This window comes from Streptomyces sp. NPDC059373 (assembly GCF_042751495.1).
Classification (GTDB): domain Bacteria; phylum Actinomycetota; class Actinomycetes; order Streptomycetales; family Streptomycetaceae; genus Actinacidiphila.
This window is the reverse complement of the sequence record NZ_JBHYXC010000046.1, coordinates 1-17,694: the sequence shown is the minus strand read 5'-3', so window position 1 is coordinate 17,694 and position 17,694 is coordinate 1. Positions and strand designations below refer to the sequence as shown.

The window sequence follows — 17,694 nt, the reverse complement described above, 5'->3', positions numbered from 1 at the left end:
CCGCTCGGTGAGCGCGGTGCCCCGGCTGCGTGCTCATCTCCCGACCTGAACGGCATTCGATGACAAAGAGTCGAACGGTGGTGATCTCAGCCACCACTACGTACCGATAGGACCACCCCCATGCGTGCACTGCGTCTTCACGGCCCCAAGGACCTCCGCGTCGATGACATCCCCGAGCCGCAGATCCGGCCGGGCACCGTCAAGATCAAGGTCGAATGGGCCGGTATCTGCGGCTCCGACCTCCACAACTACGCGGACGGCCAGATCCCCGACGACTACGCCCACCCGCTCTTCGGCGAGAAGGGCCCGCATGTGCAGGGCCACGAATTCGCCGGCCGTGTGGTCGCCGCCGCCGACGATGTCTCCGGCATCGACGAGGGCACGGTCGTCGCGGTGGAGCCGCTGGTGTCCGACGGGACCTGCCCGGCGTGCCTGCGCGGCGAGTACAACCTGTGCGAGAACTTCGGCTTCATCGGCCTGATGGGCGGAGGCGGCGGCATGTCCGAGTACGTCGTCGTACCCGCTGACCGCGTCCATCTCATCCCCGAGGGCATCTCCACGGAGACCGCCGCCCTCATCGAACCGCTCACCGTCGCCTGGCACGCCGTACGCCGCGCAGCCCTGAGGCCCGGCGACAGCGCCGTGGTCATCGGCGCGGGCCCCATCGGCCTGGGTCTGCTGATGGCCGCCAAGGCGCAGGGCGCCGGCTTCGTCGCGGTCAGCGAGGTCAGCGCGGCGCGCAAGCGGCTCGCCCACGACTTCGGCGCCGATCTGGTCCTGGACCCCACCCAGGAAGACGTGGTCGCCCGCGTGCGTCAGCACGTCTCCAGCGGTGTCGACGCCTCCTTCGAAGCCTCCGGCGCCGGAAAGCCGGCCATCGACGCGCTCCTGGGCGTCCTGCGCAAGGGTGGCAGCGCCATCACCGTCGCCGCCGGGCGCCCCGCGCAGTTCGACCCCAATCTGCTGATGATGACCGAGGTCAACTACACGGGCAGCTTCGGCTACAACGGCCCGGACTTCCCCGCCGTGATCGAGGCCGTACGCGACGGACGGTTGAACCCCCACGCGCTCATCACCGACCGCATCTCTCTGGAAGAAGCCCAGGAACACGGCTACGAGGAACTGCTCCACCACGGCGACGCCCACGTGAAGATCCTCGTCCACCCCTGACGTTCCGCATCGGTTCCGCCGTCCGACGTAGGCTCTGCGTCGGAGGTGGTGACCGGTGGCGGCGGCGCGGGCGGCGAGGGGCGGCTCAGGCAGGACACGCAGCCCTCGGGGGCAGGGCGAGCAGTTGCGTAGGGAGATTGTGGCCGCGGTCAACAGCCTGCTGATGGAGTGGGGGAGTGTCGACAAACTGACCATCCGGGCGGTCGCCAAGGAGGTCGGGGTCGCGGCTCCGAGCATCTATCTGCACTTCGCGGACAAGGCCGAGTTGGTATGGGCCGCCCTGTCGGACAAGTACGACGATCTCGTCGCCAGGATGGCCGCCGCGGATGAGGCTGCCGACGGCGCCGGTCCCCGCGAGCGGCTGCGGGCGCAGGCGCAGACCTACTGCCGGTTCGCCCTGAACAATCCCGGCCACTACCGGCTCATGTTCGAGGTGCGCCAGCCGGTGGTCGAGGCCTCCAGGATCAGCGCGCATCCCGCCCGCCACGTCTCGGCCAGCCTTCGTGCCGGGCTCTTGAGGTGTCAAGTGTCCGGTTACGCGCTGTCCCAGCCGGTCGAGCAGGCGGCGCAGACGCTGTGGGCCGGACTGCACGGCACGGTGGCGCTCCACCACAGCCTGTTCCGCGACGACTCGACCGAAGCCCTGACGCTGAACCTGGCCGACGGGTTGATCGACCTGCTCGTCGCTCCTGGCAAATCGCCGCTCTTGCCGTCGGCACCCGCCGAGACCGCTGCCTCGCGCCAGGTCAAGGCCATCCTGGCGGGCACGGCCGGCGACGCGGGGAGCGACGAACAGCCGTAACGCTCGTCCGCACGGACCGGCCGCCGCCGTGCCTTGACATGCCTTCCGCACCCCTTTGCGCTGTGACCTGTCTCACTCCGTGGGTGATTCGCCGATGCCGCAGGCGAGCAGTACAGTCGTAACTGAACTTAGTTAGGTGACTGAGGCAACCAGATTGCCCTGGACTCCTGACCGGCGTCGCCCCTGATAGGGGGCTTGACGGAGGTAATTCCCATGGAAATTTCCATCGATTTCGACAAGTGCTGCGGCGCGGGCCAGTGTGTTCTGGCCGCGCCTGATGTCTTCGACCAGCGGGACGAGGACGGCATCGTCGTCCTGCTCGACGACAACCCGCCCCAGGAGCAGTACGACAACGTCGTGCAAGCCGCGGCGGTCTGCCCGGCGGCCGCGATCGAGGTAAGCGCGTGACCGGCGTGTCCCGGGCCGTCGTGGTGGGCGCCTCGGCGGCCGGTCTGGCCGCGGCCGAGGGGCTGCGCCGGGAGGGCTTCACCGGACGCCTGACGCTGATCGGCGAGGAGGAGCACCTTCCGTACGACCGGCCGCCGCTGTCCAAGCAACTGCTGTCCGGCGAGTGGGACAGCGAACGTCTCCTGCTGCGCACCCCCGAGGCGGTCGAGGCGCTCGGCCTGGAGCTGCGGCTCGGTGTCCGGGCGGAGTCGCTGGACACCGCGGCCCGCGAGGTAAAGCTGTCCGACGGCACCCGGGTCGGCTACGACGCGCTGGTGGTGGCCACCGGTGCAGCGGCCCGGCGGCTGCCGGGGACCGAGGGCGTGGCCGGAGTGCACGTGCTGCGCACACTGGAGGACGCGCTTGCCTTCCGCGATGCGCTCGGCACGCGGCCTCGCCTGGTGATCGTGGGATCCGGATTCGTCGGCGCCGAAGCGGCCGCGGTGGCCCGGACGTTGGGCGCCGAGGTCACCATGGTCACCGATGTCGCGGTGCCCCTGGCCGACGCGCTCGGCCCCGAGCTGGGGCAGATGCTCTCCGACGTCCACCTCGAACACGGGGTGCGCATCGTGGCGGGCGTACTGGTCAAGGAGATCCTCGCCAAGAACGGCCGGGCCACGGGAGTCCGGCTCGCGGACGGCCGCGTGGTCGAGGCCGACGAGGTCCTGGTCGGCATCGGCGCCCGGCCCGGCACCGCGTGGCTGGAGGGCAGCGGCATCGCGGCGGCCAACGGCGTGGAGTGCGACGCCACCCTCTACGCCGGCCACGGGGTGTGGGCGGCCGGGGACGTCGCCTGCTGGCTGCACCCGCGCACCGGTGAGCCGACCCGGATCGAGCACCGGACCAACGCCTCCGAGCAGGGCCTGGCCGTGGCCCGCAACATCCTGGCCGGCCCGGGCAAGGCAGCGCCCTTCGACCCGGTGCCCTACGTCTGGTCCGACCAGTACGACCTGAAGATCCAGATCTACGGCCGTACGCGCGGCGCGGACGAGGTGCGGATCGTCGAGGGCAGCGTCGAGGACCGCAAACTCGTCGCGCTCTACGGCAAGGGCGGCCGGGTGTGCGGCGTGGTCGGCGTCAACCTGCCCCGCGCCACCCGCACGTACCGCGCACTCGTCGCCGAGGCGGCCGAGTGGGACCAGGCCGGCGACACCGCTCTCATCGGAAGGAACGCGTGATGACGAACAACCGAGCGCTCAGGGCCGGAGTCGTCGGACTGGGCATGATCGGCGGGGGAGTCGCCGTCAGCCTGGCCCGCAGCGGGCGGGTCCCGGCGGTGTACGACATAAGGCCGGACGCCTCCGACGAGCTGGACGGTGTCCCCGCCCCGCTGGCTTCCCCCGCCGACGTGGCCAAGGCCGCCGACGTGGTGATGGTCGCGGTGGTCAACGCCGCCCAGGCCCGTACGGTCATCGCCGGGGACGGCGGTCTGCTGTCGGGCGCCCACCCGGGCCTGACGATCGTGCTGCAGTCCACCGTCGCCCTGCCCGTCGTCCGCGAACTGGCCGACCTGTGCGCCAAAAGTGAGGTCGGCTTCCTCGACTGCGGCGTCACCCCCGGCGACAAGGCCGCCGAGCACGGCATGGTCGCCATCATCGGCGGCGAGCAGTCCGTGGTCGACCACGCCCGGCCCGTCCTGGACGACTGGGCCAAGAAGGTCGTGCACTGCGGCCCTCTGGGCGCCGGCATGGCCACCAAGATCGCCCGCAACGTCGTCACCTACGGAACCTGGCGCACCGTCACCGAGGCCGCAGCGCTCGCCGCCGCAGCGGATGTCGCCCCCGAGCGGCTGGCCGAAGTCATCGACACCGCCGACCCCGAGGGCCGGACCCTGCTCCAGCTGCTGCGCATGCGCGGCGCCGACGGCACCCTGCCCGAGCGCGTCGCCCGGCAGATCCAACCGCTCATGACCAAGGACCTCGACGCCGCCCGCGACCTGGCTGCCGAGCTCGGCGTCGACACCCCCCTGGTCGACGCGACCCGCGCGGAGGCCGATCACACCCTCGGGCTGGCCGCCGAACCGGCCCCGCAGGCCACCGCCGACCCCCTTCAGCGCGGCCTGGCGATGATGGACGCGGTCTACGGCCCGGGGTTCGCCGCGTCGATGCCCGAGCAGCTGGATCCGTACACCGCAGAAACCGTCCAGCACCTCTTCGGCGACATCTGGAGCCGTCCGAACCTTTCCGTACGCGACCGCCGGCTGCTGGTCATCGGCGCCACCGCCGCCCTCGGCCGCGCGGATCTGATGCAGATCCAGGTCCAAGGCGCCCTCACCAATGAAGAACTGACGACGGATCAACTCAGCGAGGCGGTCCTGCAACTGGCCTTCTACGTCGGCTGGGGCAACGCCACCTCCGCCCACCGCGGCGTCTCCGCCGCCATCGCCGCACACAGCACCGCCAAGGAGTCCCGATGACCGACACCATTGTGAACCAGCCCGTCACCCGCGACCCGAGCTGTCCGCTGGACCCGCCCCCCGAGTTCACCCAGCTGCGCGAGGACCAGCCCATCGTCCCCGTGCGTTACCCCAACGGCACGACCGGCTGGCTGGTCACCCGCTTCGAAGAGGGCAGCCAGGTCTTCAACGACCCGCGGATGAGCGCCAAGCGCCACCGCCACGACACCCCCGAAGGCGAGGAGGTCGAGGACCACGAGAACGCGCCGTTCGACGTGGGCTTCGTCTTCATGGACGAGCCCGATCACGGCGCCTACCGCCGCCTGCTGACGGCCCGCTTCACCCCCAAGGCCGTTCAGAACAAGCTCCAGCCGTACCTCGACAAGATCGTCGACGAACACCTCGACGCCATCGCCGCCGGGCCCGAGACCTTCGACTTCGTCCAGGCGATGTCGCTGCCCATCCCCTGCCTGATGATCTGTGAGCTGCTCGGCGTCCCGTACGAGGACCGCGACGGCTTCCACCACGCCACCGTGGACATGATGGACATGGGCAAGACCAAGGAGGAGCGCGACAAGGGCGCCCACTGGCTCGTCGACTACATCACCCACCTCGTGGCGGACAAACGCCGCACCGGCGACACTACCGGCATCCTCGCCGAACTGATCAACAAGACCGACGGCGAGGACTCCATCCTGTCCGAGCGGCAGCTGATCGGCCTCGGCGTCCTGCTGCTCTTCGCCGGCCACGACACCACCGCCGCCATGATGGGACTGTCCACGCTGACCCTGCTCACCCACCCGGAGCAGCGGCAGAAGCTGCTGGACCAGCCCGCGAAGGCGGGGCCTGCGATCGAGGAGCTGATGCGGTACCTGACCATCGTGCAGTTCGGTCTCGGCCGGGTGGCCCTGGAGGACCTGGAGATCGGCGGTGCGCAGATCAAGAAGGGCGAGCTGGTGGTGGTGGCCATGAACGCCGCCAACCGCGACCCCCGCGCCTTCGACAACCCCGACACCCTCGACATCGACCGCAAGATGGTCCGCCACATGGGGTTCGGCTACGGCGTCCACGCCTGCCTCGGGCAGAACGTCGCGCGCGCCGAGCTGAGGACCGTCCTGCCCAAGCTCTTCGCACGCTTCCCCAACCTGCGGCTCGCCACCCCGCTGGAAGAGGTCCCGATGGACTTCACCGGCACCAACTACGGCGTCCGCAAGCTCATGGTCACCCGCTAGGCCCGCTCCGCGGAAGCACGAGGTTCGTCCCGGCGCTGACTCGCCCGCACTGTTCCAGGAGTCGACTCATGAGCGAGTCCGAACCGACGGGCCTCGTCAGACGCGTGCCGTCGTGCTGTCCGGACTGCTGAACGCGGGCGTCGGCCTCAGCGCGGCCGACGCCCTGTTCGGCCCATCCGCCGGCGCGTTCGCCACGACCTACCTGGCCGAGAAGTTGTCCAGGACCACGTACAGCTTCTCCCCGGGCCAGCAGGGCGCAGGGCCTTGAGGAGCTCGAGGAACTCCTGCCAGCGCTTGCGCGGGCGGACGCGGTAGTGCAGCTTGCCGGTAGTCAGATCGAGGGCGGCGAGCATGTGCGTCACGCCGTTGTACCGGTTGTAGGTGGCTCGCAGTCTGCGCGGACGCCTCACCGGCCCGAACTCGTCGACGCAGACTGCCCGTCCGTCGGCGGGCGGTGTGTCGTACAGCGCCAGGACGCGGTGCATCCTGGCCATGAATTCCGGATCGGTGGACGCCTTCCACGTGGTGGTGGTCTTCCAGGAGATCTTGCCGGCGCCCAGGATCCGGCGCAGGGCCTCCCGGCTGATGGCCACGGTCACCTTCTCCTTGACCACGTGGTCGGTGAGCTGGCTCAGGCTCCAGGAGGAGAACGCGGCGATCTTCCAGTCGGCGGGGCACGTCCGGGCGATCAGGCAGATGTACTCGCGCACCTCGTCATTGATCGTCTGGGCGCGTCCCCCTCCCTTCTGGGTCCAGCCCGTCGAACCCCCGCTCATTGAAGGCGTGGACGACATCGCGAACCTGGTCCGGGCGACACAATGAGCCCTTTCCAACGTCAGTTTGAGGTGTTGAAGTGCCGGGCGAGGACTGCCTGGACGAGAGCGGTGATGCTGGTGGTGCTACGCGGCTTCACACAAGCGAAGGCGTGCGCAAACGGCAGGTCACACAGCTGAGCAGAGATCCCGCAGGCGGCTCTGGCCCACAGCGAGCGGGCGACGGTGAGCGGGATGATGCCCCCCGTCAGAACGACGGGAAACACGAGCGCATGGAGCCACCCGCGCAGGCGCTGTTTGGCTACGCGACGCGGGGCAGCGCGGTGGTCAGGATCGGTGAGCGGGTCAAGGCGGGGCCCGGCGGGGCGGGCCGTGGGCCCGCGTCAGGGCACCGCAACCACAGTGGGCCGAGTGGGTGCGGGCTGGGTGAAGTGGCGGGCGGCGGCAGGAAGAAGAGCTACCAGGGCGGCCGGAACCGCGTACGCCAGACGAAAGTGGCCGGTGGAGCCGAGGAGCCCGCTGACAGCTCCACCAGTGATGACGCCGATGTAGTTGAAGAGATTCAGGCGTGCCAGGATCGCCTCCGAGTTCGCAGGGCGCAGCCGTGCAGCGGAGGCCAGGCACAGCGGGGCCAGTGCGGACACCCCCAGGCCGACCAGGCCGACCGCGAGGACCGCGAAGGGCCAGCTCGGCGCGGCGGCCAGGCATGCCAGGGCGCCGGCGGTCAGCAGTGTCGCGGTGCGGACGACCGCGACCGCCCCGATCTTCTGCACGAGCCGATCGGCGCAGGCCCGCCCGATGACTGTGCCGGCCTGGTAGGCCGCGTACGCCAGCGGCGCGACGGCGAGGGACGCGGAGAGGGTCTGCCGGAGGTAGACCGCTGACCAGGCCGAAACGGTGGAGTCGACAACGTAGACGACCAGGAGGACCAGGCCGAAGGGGATGATGCGCACCCACACACGCCGCCCGAGCGGTGCCTGCGCCACCGCGTCCGAAGGATCCTCGGAGGCTGGGAGAGGGTGCGTGCGAATACAGGCGGCAAGGAGCAGGACAATGCCTGCCTGGGCGGTCAGGCTGTGGGCGACGGGCCAGTCCAGCCGCGCTGCCCCGGCGGTCAACAGGGCCGCGGCCACGCCGGCCGCGCTCCAGGCCGTGTAAAAGGAGCCGAAAACGCTGCGACCGTAGGCGCGTTCTATTGCTGCGGCCCGGGTGTTGGCGCTGACATCGAGGGCGCCGACGGCGAGCCCGAAAAGGATGTACGCGCCTATGACCGTGGCCTGATCGGGAGCCCAGCCGATCAGCACAAGCGCAGTGGCGACCGTCAGTACAGCCCCCCGCATCGTCGCAACCAGGCCGACACGGCGGATCGCGGCCAGCCCCGCGAAGCTGCCGGCCCCCGCCATCAGTGCGACCGCGACCAATATGGCGGTCGTCAGCAGCGGGGTCAGTTTCAGGTGTTCGGTGACAGCAGGGACGGTCGTGAACACTGCGGCCACGGAGGCGCCTTGTGCAGCAAATACGACGGTCGTGACCCGCCGGGCGCCGACCATGGAAACCATGCGCCCGGACGCCGCCGGGGCCAGTACGTTAGAGGGCATGATGCCGCCTCACCTTCATTTCCTGCGTGCGGTGGAATAACCGGCGAAACAATGGGTTGCGGGTTGCGGAAACGGTAGCCACGCGCGGGCAGCGAGCGCAGGGCGCCAGGGGCCGCATGGGGGACTTCAGGGGCCAGCCACGGGACCGATGACGCCCGGATGTCTACAGTGGTGCGCCCAGGAGAAGGTGAGTGCGATGCCCTCTGCCCCCGGCCCGGCGAACCCTCCGGGAACCAGCCGCAGCACGTCGGCGACGATCCAGCCGAACATCCTGCGCTATCTCGCCGTGGTCACCGAGGAGCGCGGCATCGATATCCGGCCGCTGCTGAAGCAGGTCGGGCTGGACGAGACCGTCATGCGCTCGGCGGCCCTGCGGGTCTCCTACAGGCAGGGCAGCGTGGTGATCCGCCGCGCGATCGAGCTCACCGGTGACGAGCACCTGGGGATGAAGGTGGGAGCAGTACAGCACCTGACCGCCTGGGGCCTGCTCGGCTTCGCCCTGATGGCCAGCGACACTCTGCGACACGCCATAGAGACCGGAGTGAAGTACCAGAACCTGTCCGGGGCGATGGTGGTGTGGTCGACCAGCCTGGATGACGACGCTTTCGTTCTGTGTGCCGACCTCCCCGATCCTGCCATGGACCCGGCCGTCGCCGTCTTCCTGATCGAGGAGGGGCTGACCTCCGTGCTCACGCTGGCCCGGCTGACCGTGGGCCCGGCCTTCGCGCCCAGGGTGGTGGAGTTCGCCTTCCCCCCACCACGCCAAAGGGAGCTGTACGGTGCTCTGTTCGGCTGTCCGGTGCGCTTCGGCGCCCCTGTCAGCCGTCTTGTCATCGACCCTGCGTGGGCCCGGGCTCGGATGCCCGGCCGAGATCCGGTGACCTACGTGTCGGCTCTGGAGACGCTCGACGCACACATGGCTTCACGTCGTGACCAGCAGGAACTGCTGGAAGTTCTGGAGATCTCCATCGCGCAGAATCTCCCGGTGGTCCCCTCGTTCGCCGAACAGGCGCGTCGGCACGCGACGAGCGAGCGGACGCTGCGCCGGCGGCTGGCCGACTGTGACACCACCTACGAGGCGCTCGTCGACGGGGTACGTCGCGAACGTGTCGAACATCTGCTGCACCGCCCGGAACTGACCTTGCGTGATATCGCCCGTCGGGCCGGATTCTCCGACGAACGCGCGCTGCGCAGAGCGGTGCGCCGCTGGCACGGCACCTCCCCGCTGCACCTGCGGGAGCAGATGCTGGAGCGAGACCGGTCAGTGCACAACGGGTAGTGCGAAGCTGACGTCGGCAGAGGCTGCCTGAGGCCTGCTGCGTGGTGTGGTCAGCGGGTGCGGATCCAGACGGTCTTCTCCCTGGTCCACTGCTCGAAGGCGTTCGTGGATTTCTCCGAGCCGCCGAATCCGGACTCCTTCCAGCCGCCGAAGGGAGTGGTGATGTCGCCTTCGCTGTAGGAGTTGACCGAGACGACGCCGGCCTGGATGCCGCGTGCCAGGCGGAAGGCGGCGTCGAGGTCGCGGGTCCACACGGAGGCCGCGAGCCCGTACGGGGTCGCGTTGGCCAGACGTATCGCCTCGGTCTCCGAAGCGAAGGTCTGCATGGTCACGACGGGCCCGAACAGCTCTTTGGTGAGCACGTCACTGCCCTCGGGGGCACCGGTGATCACGGTGGGCGGGTGGTAGGCGCCGTGTGGTGGCAGGCCGTGGGGCAGGCCCGAGGTGTGGATGTGGGCTCCGCCGGCCCGGGCGGCCTCCACGGCTTCCGCGACCCGGTTGAAGGCAGCGCGGTTGATGAGGGGGCCCACTTGAGTCCGGGGGTGGGCGGGGTCGCCGATGACCAGTTGCTTCGCGGCGGCCGTGAAGCGGGCCAGGACCTCGTCGGCGATGCTGTGGTGCACCAGAATGCGGGAGCCGGCCGTGCAGTTCTGGCCCATCGTCAAGAACGCTGCCTCGATCATGCCGTCGATCAGCTCGTCCCCGTACGCGAGGGCGTCGGCCATCAGCACCTGGGGGCTCTTGCCGCCCATCTCCAGCGAGACGCGCTTGAAGTTGCTCTCCGCCGCGTCTTTGAGGATGCGCCGCCCGACGGCGGTGGAGCCGGTGAACGACAGCGCTCCTACGACAGGGCTGCGGGCCAGGGCGGACCCGGCGACGGAACCGTGGCCGGGAAGTACGGTTAGTACTCCGGCCGGCAGACCGGCCTCGGTGGCGAGCGCGGCCAGACGCAGTGCCGAACGCGGCGTCGCCTCGGCGGGCTTGACCAGCAGGCAGTTACCCGCAGCCAGCGCGGGCCCGACCTTCCATGCGGTCATGGCCAGCGGGTAGTTCCACGGCAGAATCGCCGCCACCACCCCGATGGGCTCCCGGCTGATGAGGCCCAGGCCATCCGCCCCGGTGGGCGCAACGCGGCCGAAGACCTTGTCGGCCGCCTCGGCGAACCAGCGGATCGACTCGATCGCGCCGGGTACGTCGCCCGCCCGGCACTCCGCGATCGGCTTGCCCGCGTCCTCACTGTCCAGCCGGGCCAGGATCTCGGCGTCGCGCTCCATCAGATCGGCCAGCCGCAGCAGCACCGCGCTCCGCTCGCGGACCGGCAGCTGCGACCACACCCCGGCATCGAAGACCTGTTGGGCCTGCTCGACGGCCTTGGAGATGTCCTCGGCCGTCGCGGCGGGCAGAGTGGTGATCAGCTCCCCTGTGGTGGGGTTGACGACGCTCAGCATGGACGGCCTCTCCACTGTGGTCATGCTTCCTCCACCAGTTCCCATCGGCCATTCGCCCGGCGCGCCAGCCCTCTGCGGCGCAGGTCCTCCAGATAGCGGGCCATGCCGCGATCCCCGCGCTTCCGGAACAGGGGGAAGACCTTGGGCAGCAGGTTCGGTGCGAGCATCGCGAACCGGACCAGGCGGGACTCGCCGGGCCGGGGGTAGGCCTCAAGGCGGGGCTTGTCCAGCAGGCTCACCACGGCTGCCACGACGTCGGCCGGCTGCTGGGGCTGATCCTGGAACTGCAGGGAGTTTCCGCCGTCCACGGCCTCCTGGCGCAACATCCGGGTGTCGGTCGCCGACGGCAGCACCGACCCGGCCAGGATGCCCTTGTCCCTCAGGTCGAGCCCGATCGAGAGCATCGCGCCGCGCAGCCCGAACTTGGAGGCCGTGTAGATCGGCGTCTCACCCAGCGGGAAGATCCCGCCCAGGGACACAGTGGTGATCACCCGGGCGTCGCCGGACGCCCGCAGCAGCGGGATCGCGAGCCTGGTCGCGATCAGCGGGGACAGCAGGTTGAGGTTGATCTCCTGCTCAATGCTCTCGACGCTGCGCACGTCGAAGCGTTCGGCACTGGTCATACCGACGTTGTTGACCAGGACGTCCAGGCGGCCGTGGTCGGCAGCGACCTGATCGAAGAGATCCTCCACCTGGGCGCGGTCCATCAGGTCGCAGCCGATACCTGTATGCCCGGCGCCGGACAGCTCGTCGGCGACCTTCCTGGCACGTGCCCCGTCGATGTCGACGACGATGCAGCGGGCACCGCCGAAGGCGAAGCGACGGCACATGGCGCTGCCGATCCCACCGGCGCCGCCGGTCACCAGCATGACCCTGTCGGTGAAGTCGAAGCCGCTCATGACACCGTCTCCCTGCGCCGCACGGAGGTCACCGGCGGCGGCTGGCCTTCGGTGCGCCAGCTCATCGCCCCCGCGACCTTGGTCAGGTACTTCACCAGCGCGCCACTGTCGACGTAACCGGTGTGGCGGGGCGAGGCGACGAAGTTCAGGCCGCCGGACAGATCCGGACGGTCGCTGCGGATCATGCCGGCGAACCGCTGAGTGTTCGGCAGCTTGTGCTGAGCGTCGTGGATGTACCCGGCGATCAGCTGCGCCTGGGTGTCGAACAGCTTGTACGCGCCGGAGTTCGTCTCCACGAAACCGACGCCGAACAGGCCCTCGTGCTCACGGGAGAAAGCCGACAGGTACAGGTCGGGGTGCTGCTCGTCGCCGAAGTACTTCTGCGCGGCCGGCACCTTGTGTACATAGCCGGTCGCCAGCAGGATCAGGTCGAAGTCGTCGCGGGTGCCGTCGGTGAAGTGCACCGTGCTGCCTTCGGTGCGGGCGATCCCGGGCTTGGCCGTGATGTCCCCGTGCTGAAGGTGATGGATCAGCATCGAATTGAGCGCGGGGTGGGTCTCGAACAGCTTGTGGTCGGGCTTCTGCAAGCCCAGGCGGGTGGGGTCACCGTTGATGACCCTCAAGACGGCACCGAAGACCTTCTGCTCCAGCCACATCGGCAGCTTCGGTCCAACGGCGGCGATGGTGTCCACCGGCCGGCCGAACAGGTGCTTGGGTATGAACCAGTAGCCACGGCGCATGCTGATCACCGCGTGGTCGGCAGACCGGGCCGCGTCACAGGCGATGTCGCAGCCGGAGTTCCCGGCCCCCACCACGAGCACGCGCTTGCCGCGCAACTCGTCGCTGCTGCGATAGCCGACCGTGTGACGGATTTCGCCGGTGAAGTCGCCCGGCAGGTCGGGGACGTTGGGATGCCACTGCGAGCCCGTACACATCACGACCTGCCCGTGGACACTTTCCCGCCCGTCGGCCCGGGTGACCGTCCAGGTGCCGTCCGCATTCTTGTCCACGCTGCGAACCTCGACACCGAACTCGATCCGGTCCGTCAGTCCGTACGCCTCGGCGAACGACGTCAGATAGGACAGGATGCGCCGGTGCGACGGGTAGTCCGCGAAGTGATCCGGCATCGGCCAGCCACCGAAACCCGAAAGGGTCCTGCTGGAGATGAAATGGGCCGACTCATACATCGGACTACCGGGATTGTCGATGTCCCACAGGCCCCCCGGCCCCGCGTGTCGCTCGATATGCGTATAGGGAAGATTTCGCTCCGTCAGCGCCCTCGCGACCGCCAGCCCGGCAGGTCCTGCGCCGATCACACATGTGTCGTACTGGGTTTTCTTCACGAGCCCGCCTCCTCTCTCATCACGCTTCGCCGGTGTTGAGGGGAACCTATTCACTGGGCGTTCACCGGGAACTGGCCTGCGCGGCCACAGAGGGGACTGCGGCGGCCAAGCGGCTGCCTCCCCTGGGGGCGCGCAGCCGCTCGTGATGGAGCATCGCCGCTTGTGTAGGAGCCGCCATGTCTTCAGCGTGGCCATGGGCTGCTCGACCAGTGCCCGGATCTTCGAGTGAGACCGGTTGAGGGCCTGCTGGCCTGCACACCACCCTCAACCGCAACCACCCACCAGAAAAGCCAGGTTGGTAAGAGGGGAGGTAGGGGATGGATCCGCTGGGCGAGGACTACCAGGGGCACGCTCGTTACTTCGCGGGGCGGCCTGCGGATACGGGAACTTTGAGCCCTTTGGCCGACGCGGGCCGGTGGCGTGCTTGACCGGTCGGACGTGTCGTTTTGTTGTCGGAATCAGGACCAGTCGATCGGGCCGGTGCGGTCGATGAAGCGCCCCGAGCCGGAGCCGGGCTTCTCGGTCGCGAGGCGGACGATCGCGTCCGTGCCTTCGGTGACGGACTGGGGGCCGCTGTGGCCGTTGAGATCGGTCGCTGTGTAGCCGGGATCGGCGGCATTGACACGAAAGTTCTTCAGCGCCTTGGCGTACTGAGTGGTCAGCATGGTGAGGGCCGCCTTAGAGGCGGTGTAGAGCGGCGCGACCACCGAGGACTCGATTCGCGACGGGTCGTGGGTGATGGCAAGCGACCCCGTTCCGCTGCTGACATTGATGATGACCGGGTCCGGCGACCGGCGCAGCACCGGAAGAAAGGCTGTGGTCGTCCGGACCACACCGAAGAGGTTGACGTCGAAGACGCTGAGAGCGTCCGCGCCGGTCAGGTCGCTGGGATCGCCGTGCGGACCGTGAATGCCGGCGTTGTTGATCAGAACGTCGATCACGCCTTCGTGTTGAGCGACGTCGGTCGCCGCGGCGGCGACGGAGGCGTCGTCGGTGACATCGATACGGACGAATCGCGCGCCCAGCGTGGCGGCGGCCGCAGCGCCCCGTTCCGGATCGCGGGCTCCCACGATCACGGTGTGACCGAGTTCGATGAGGCGGCGGGCGGTCTCGTAGCCGAGTCCCTTGTTGGCTCCGGTGATGAACGTGGTGGTCATGCATCGATCGTCCCCAACGCACCGGAGCTGTGCCAGGGACACTTCGACCGTAGGAACGGCAATACCACGATCGAGGGGGATGGGGCAGGATGGACGACATGGCGACGAAGGAGGGGGCTGGACTGGGCGCGACGATCCGCGCCTGGCGAGAGCGACTGTCCCCGTCGTCCGTGGGGCTGCCGACAGGCCGGGCACGCCGCGCGACTGGTCTGCGCCGCGAGGAACTCGCTGAGCGTGCCGGTGTATCAGTCGATTACGTGGTGCGCCTGGAGCAGGGGCGGGCAACGACACCTTCCGCGCAAGTGGTCGCCTCCCTCGCGTACGCCCTGCAGCTGACCAGCACTGAGCGTGACCACCTCTACCGCATGGCTGGGCTGGTCTCTCCGAATGACGGGCCGATCCCCGATCGCATCCCGCCGGGCGTTCACCGTGTACTGAACCGGCTCGGAGACGTCGCGGTCGCCGTGTTCGCCGCAGACTGGCAGATGATCTGGTGGAACCCTGGGTGGGCGGCGCTTCTCGGTGACCCGTCGACCTCGCCACCAGAGCTGCGCAACTTCGCCCGTGAGAGATTCCCGGTCGGCTCCGACCACGTACGCATCGCCTTGTGGCCGGTGTTCGTACAGAACAGCGATAGCTCAGACCTCGCAATCGTGTCCGATCTGCGCCGCGCGACCGGTCGTTTTCCCCATGACGCACGCTTGGCAGAGCTGATCCGGGTGCTCACCGCAGGCAATCGGACATTCGCCCGGCTATGGGCGAGCGGTACGGTGGCCGCGCACCGAGAGGACCGCAAGACGGTCGAGCATCCCACGGTCGGGCTCGTGGAAGTGGACTGCGATGTCCTGACCGACGGCGATTCCGAGCTCAAGATCGTGATCCTTACCGCATCGCCCGGCAGTGCGGATGAGGACAAGCTCAGGCTCGCCGTAGTCGCCGACGTCGACAGCACACCCGCGCCTGCCTTCTGACCACACGCCCGATCTCCTGGCAGCCCTCGCCCCCACCCTCGCTGAGTCGGTCAGTGGGTACCCCCAGCTTGGCGGCGGCTTACTGATCGTTTCAGAATGAGGACACGGCGTCATCCGAGGGCGCCCGGCCTGTGCCGCGCGCTCGCCGCGTCAGCTGTGAAATCCGCTGTCCGATGGTCGGAACGCGATGATAGAGAGTCCGTGTGACAACGACACTTGAGTTCCCCGTTCTGCTGCGACTGATCGACGAACGGTCGACCGCCTTCCGCACCGCGGTCGCCTCCGCGCCCAGCCTCGACGTGCAGGTGCCGACCTGCCCGGAGTGGTCGCTGTTCGATCTGGTGCAGCATCTGGGCGAGGGGCGCCGCTCCTGGGCCGCCACCGTCGCCGCGGGGCCTGCCGCTCCGGCCAAGTCCGCACCAGAGGGCGCCCCGGCTGCGCCTCGGGAGCGCGAGGCCGTGCCGGCCTGGTTGGCCGCGTCGACGCAGGAGCTGCTGGACGCACTGCGGGAGGCCGGCCCGGATCGCGGTTGCTGGACGTGGTGGGGTGCGTCGCAGTCGCCGCAGACCTGTTGCGCCGTCGCCCGGCACCAGCTCCAGGAGATCGCGGTGCACACCTACGACGCCCAGGTCACTGCGGGTGCCCCGCAGCCGCTGCCGGATGAGGTGGCACTCGACGGTGTCGAGGAGTTCCTGTCCACCTGCGTCGCAACGACGAGTGCCTGGCCGCACAAGCCCACTGCCTTCGACTTCCACGCCACCGAGGGCCACTCCTGGCGCCTCACGGTCGACGGCGAAGGCGCACGCTCCACCCGTATCCCCGCGCCCGTCACCGTTGCCGACGAGGGCCCGGACGCGGCTGGGGTCTCCGTCCGCGGCACGGCCAGTGAACTGGTCCTCTTCATGTACGACCGTATCCCGGCGGACTCCCTGCAGATCGACGGAGACGCAGGTCTGATCGACCTGCTCCGCGCTTGGGAGCCGGAGGAGTAGGACGAGACAAGGTGGCGCTCCTGGCCGATAACAGCAAGTTCCCCGGAACCGGCATGGTGAAGATCTGCGGCCCCGAGGACCTGGATGCGCTCATCATCAACGCATCGGAAGACGACGCGACCTGTATGGCCCTGCGCGAGGCCGGTGTGAGGGTGATTCCGACAGCTGCGGCCACAGTCGACGGCTAGCAGAGCGACTTGTATTGCCGGTAAACGGAGGCAGCGGGACAGGGCTTCGGCAAAGTCGCGTGGAGTCCGATTCGTGATCACGTGTGCTGCACGCTCGTTGCCGCAGGTCTGTGCGCGCCTGGCCGTCGGCCCTCAGCGAACTGCGCCACCTGCGCTGCCGGGGGAACCGTAGCGTGCCCATCACAGCTGCCAGACACATGGGGTCCGTGATGTTCCGCGCGCTCAGCATCCGCGACTTCCGGCTGATAGCCACCGGACAGTTGCTCTCGGGGATCGGTGACTGGTTGCTGCTGATGGCGGCGCCCTACTTTGTGCTGAGGCTGACCGGTTCCACGCTGGCCACCGGCCTGTCGCTGGCGGCCGGGACGGTTCCCGCGCTGCTGATCGGGCCGATCGCCGGTGCGCTCGCGGACCGGTGGGACCGGCGGCGCACGATGATTGCCACGGACCTGGCGCGTATGGCGGCGGTCAGTGTCATGCTGCTGGTTCACCACCCGGGCCAGGTGGGACTGATCTACATCGCGCTGGTCGTGGAGTCCTGCTTCAGCCAGTTGTTCGGCCCGGCCGCCGGCGCCCTGATCCCTGCGGTGGTCGGGCGCGGCCCGCAGCTCGCGGCGGCGAACTCACTGGGCGCCTTGGTGACCGGCCTTGTCAGGCTCGTCGGCGGCCCGCTCGGCGGCGCCCTGTACGCACTGTTCGGCTTCGCCACCGTTGTCTGCCTCGACGCGGTCAGCTACGCCGCGTCGGCCGTGCTCGTGACGCTGCTGCGATACCGACCCGATCCGATCGGCGAAGCGGCATCGGCTTCCTCCAGGCGGCCGGTCCACCGGCTGCTCGGCGAGATCCGCGCCGGACTCGGCCACGTGCGCCACAGCCCCGGGCTGCGCGCCCTGTTCGGCGCGGCGGCCCTGTTCGGCTTCGGCAACGCGATCCTGACGGCGCTGGTCGTAACCCTACGTGGCCGAGGTCCTGCACGCAGCAGCGCAGACCCTGGGCCTGC

The 17,694-nt window shown here is 69.1% G+C and carries 17 protein-coding genes and 1 pseudogene; 11 read left to right on the top strand and 7 right to left on the bottom strand.

Features of this window, described 5'->3' with window-relative positions; translation table 11 throughout:
- The first annotated feature begins 120 nt into the window (after positions 1 to 120).
- The 6 genes from ACFXJ5_RS35450 to ACFXJ5_RS35425 all read left to right on the top strand — a co-directional run bounded on the left by ACFXJ5_RS35450 (position 121) and on the right by ACFXJ5_RS35425 (position 6,046).
- Positions 121 to 1,170, top strand: coding sequence for a 2,3-butanediol dehydrogenase (locus ACFXJ5_RS35450; RefSeq protein ID WP_384640648.1), 1,050 nt, complete (start codon positions 121 to 123; stop codon positions 1,168 to 1,170).
- Positions 1,171 to 1,309: 139 nt separating this feature from the next.
- Positions 1,310 to 1,972 (top strand): TetR/AcrR family transcriptional regulator, encoded by a 663-nt coding sequence (locus ACFXJ5_RS35445; protein WP_384640646.1) that lies wholly within the window; start codon positions 1,310 to 1,312, stop codon positions 1,970 to 1,972.
- 213 nt (positions 1,973 to 2,185) lie between these two features.
- Positions 2,186 to 2,380: a ferredoxin gene (locus ACFXJ5_RS35440; protein ID WP_384640643.1), complete on the top strand. Its 195-nt coding sequence runs from the start codon at positions 2,186 to 2,188 to the stop codon at positions 2,378 to 2,380.
- Positions 2,377 to 3,597 carry an NAD(P)/FAD-dependent oxidoreductase gene (locus ACFXJ5_RS35435; protein WP_384640641.1) on the top strand — a complete coding sequence of 407 codons (1,221 nt, stop codon included), beginning with the start codon at positions 2,377 to 2,379 and terminating at the stop codon, positions 3,595 to 3,597. Before ACFXJ5_RS35440 ends, ACFXJ5_RS35435 begins: the two co-directional genes overlap by 4 nt.
- The gene (locus ACFXJ5_RS35430) at positions 3,597 to 4,835 is read left to right on the top strand and encodes an NAD(P)-binding domain-containing protein (RefSeq protein ID WP_384640639.1); all 1,239 of its coding nucleotides are present in this window, start codon (positions 3,597 to 3,599) and stop codon (positions 4,833 to 4,835) included. Before ACFXJ5_RS35435 ends, ACFXJ5_RS35430 begins: the two co-directional genes overlap by 1 nt.
- Complete coding sequence (locus tag ACFXJ5_RS35425; protein WP_384640636.1) at positions 4,832 to 6,046, top strand: cytochrome P450; 1,215 nt, start codon at positions 4,832 to 4,834, stop codon at positions 6,044 to 6,046. The genes ACFXJ5_RS35430 and ACFXJ5_RS35425 overlap by 4 nt, the downstream gene beginning before the upstream one ends.
- Positions 6,047 to 6,192: 146 nt before the next feature.
- On the opposite strand, the gene ACFXJ5_RS35420 is transcribed toward ACFXJ5_RS35425, so the two are convergent.
- Both ACFXJ5_RS35420 and ACFXJ5_RS35415 read right to left on the bottom strand, forming a co-directional pair.
- Positions 6,193 to 6,822 (bottom strand): hypothetical protein, encoded by a 630-nt coding sequence (locus ACFXJ5_RS35420; protein WP_384640633.1) that lies wholly within the window; start codon positions 6,820 to 6,822, stop codon positions 6,193 to 6,195.
- 380 nt (positions 6,823 to 7,202) lie between these two features.
- The gene (locus ACFXJ5_RS35415; protein ID WP_384640631.1) at positions 7,203 to 8,417 is read right to left on the bottom strand and encodes an MFS transporter; all 1,215 of its coding nucleotides are present in this window, start codon (positions 8,415 to 8,417) and stop codon (positions 7,203 to 7,205) included.
- Positions 8,418 to 8,613: 196 nt separating this feature from the next.
- Here ACFXJ5_RS35415 and ACFXJ5_RS35410 point away from each other — a divergent pair, with 196 nt between their 5' ends.
- Complete coding sequence (locus ACFXJ5_RS35410; protein WP_384640628.1) at positions 8,614 to 9,696, top strand: AraC family transcriptional regulator; 1,083 nt, start codon at positions 8,614 to 8,616, stop codon at positions 9,694 to 9,696.
- A 50-nt stretch (positions 9,697 to 9,746) separates the two neighbouring features.
- On the opposite strand, the gene ACFXJ5_RS35405 is transcribed toward ACFXJ5_RS35410, so the two are convergent.
- The 5 genes and pseudogenes from ACFXJ5_RS35405 to ACFXJ5_RS35385 form a co-directional block, all read right to left on the bottom strand.
- A complete protein-coding gene (locus tag ACFXJ5_RS35405) occupies positions 9,747 to 11,189 on the bottom strand; it encodes an aldehyde dehydrogenase family protein (protein ID WP_384640625.1) in 1,443 nt (480 codons plus the stop codon).
- Positions 11,165 to 12,043: an SDR family NAD(P)-dependent oxidoreductase gene (locus tag ACFXJ5_RS35400; RefSeq protein WP_384640622.1), complete on the bottom strand. Its 879-nt coding sequence runs from the start codon at positions 12,041 to 12,043 to the stop codon at positions 11,165 to 11,167. The genes ACFXJ5_RS35405 and ACFXJ5_RS35400 overlap by 25 nt, the downstream gene beginning before the upstream one ends.
- Entirely contained in the window at positions 12,040 to 13,386 is a 1,347-nt protein-coding gene (locus tag ACFXJ5_RS35395; protein ID WP_384640747.1) for a flavin-containing monooxygenase, read from the bottom strand. The genes ACFXJ5_RS35400 and ACFXJ5_RS35395 overlap by 4 nt, the downstream gene beginning before the upstream one ends.
- A 141-nt stretch (positions 13,387 to 13,527) precedes the next feature.
- Positions 13,528 to 13,641, bottom strand: a pseudogene (locus ACFXJ5_RS35390) (IS5/IS1182 family transposase); the annotation flags it as partial.
- A gap of 203 nt (positions 13,642 to 13,844) precedes the next feature.
- Positions 13,845 to 14,543, bottom strand: a complete 699-nt coding sequence (locus tag ACFXJ5_RS35385) for an SDR family NAD(P)-dependent oxidoreductase (protein ID WP_384640619.1) — start codon at positions 14,541 to 14,543, stop codon at positions 13,845 to 13,847.
- A gap of 89 nt (positions 14,544 to 14,632) precedes the next feature.
- Here ACFXJ5_RS35385 and ACFXJ5_RS35380 point away from each other — a divergent pair, with 89 nt between their 5' ends.
- From ACFXJ5_RS35380 to ACFXJ5_RS35365, 4 genes are all read left to right on the top strand, one after another.
- Complete coding sequence (locus tag ACFXJ5_RS35380) at positions 14,633 to 15,514, top strand: helix-turn-helix transcriptional regulator (RefSeq protein ID WP_384640616.1); 882 nt, start codon at positions 14,633 to 14,635, stop codon at positions 15,512 to 15,514.
- Positions 15,515 to 15,717: 203 nt separating this feature from the next.
- Positions 15,718 to 16,506 (top strand): maleylpyruvate isomerase family mycothiol-dependent enzyme, encoded by a 789-nt coding sequence (locus tag ACFXJ5_RS35375; protein WP_384640613.1) that lies wholly within the window; start codon positions 15,718 to 15,720, stop codon positions 16,504 to 16,506.
- A gap of 11 nt (positions 16,507 to 16,517) precedes the next feature.
- Positions 16,518 to 16,694, top strand: a complete 177-nt coding sequence (locus ACFXJ5_RS35370) for a hypothetical protein (RefSeq protein ID WP_384640610.1) — start codon at positions 16,518 to 16,520, stop codon at positions 16,692 to 16,694.
- 209 nt (positions 16,695 to 16,903) lie between these two features.
- Positions 16,904 to 17,694: MFS transporter (locus ACFXJ5_RS35365; protein ID WP_384640607.1), on the top strand; the 791-nt coding region annotated here is incomplete at its 3' end.

Bases quoted from the DNA above. Each gene is read 5' to 3' on its own strand.
- ACFXJ5_RS35450 (WP_384640648.1), top strand. From the start codon at position 121: ATGCGTGCACTGCGTCTTCACGGCCCCAAGGACCTCCGCGTCGATGAC.
- ACFXJ5_RS35440 (WP_384640643.1), top strand. From the start codon at position 2,186: ATGGAAATTTCCATCGATTTCGACAAGTGCTGCGGCGCGGGCCAGTGT.
- ACFXJ5_RS35430 (WP_384640639.1), top strand. From the start codon at position 3,597: ATGACGAACAACCGAGCGCTCAGGGCCGGAGTCGTCGGACTGGGCATG.
- ACFXJ5_RS35425 (WP_384640636.1), top strand. From the start codon at position 4,832: ATGACCGACACCATTGTGAACCAGCCCGTCACCCGCGACCCGAGCTGT.
- ACFXJ5_RS35420 (WP_384640633.1), bottom strand. From the start codon at position 6,822: ATGAGCGGGGGTTCGACGGGCTGGACCCAGAAGGGAGGGGGACGCGCC.
- ACFXJ5_RS35415 (WP_384640631.1), bottom strand. From the start codon at position 8,417: ATGCCCTCTAACGTACTGGCCCCGGCGGCGTCCGGGCGCATGGTTTCC.
- ACFXJ5_RS35410 (WP_384640628.1), top strand. From the start codon at position 8,614: ATGCCCTCTGCCCCCGGCCCGGCGAACCCTCCGGGAACCAGCCGCAGC.
- ACFXJ5_RS35405 (WP_384640625.1), bottom strand. From the start codon at position 11,189: ATGGGAACTGGTGGAGGAAGCATGACCACAGTGGAGAGGCCGTCCATG.
- ACFXJ5_RS35400 (WP_384640622.1), bottom strand. From the start codon at position 12,043: ATGAGCGGCTTCGACTTCACCGACAGGGTCATGCTGGTGACCGGCGGC.
- ACFXJ5_RS35385 (WP_384640619.1), bottom strand. From the start codon at position 14,543: ATGACCACCACGTTCATCACCGGAGCCAACAAGGGACTCGGCTACGAG.
- ACFXJ5_RS35380 (WP_384640616.1), top strand. From the start codon at position 14,633: ATGGACGACATGGCGACGAAGGAGGGGGCTGGACTGGGCGCGACGATC.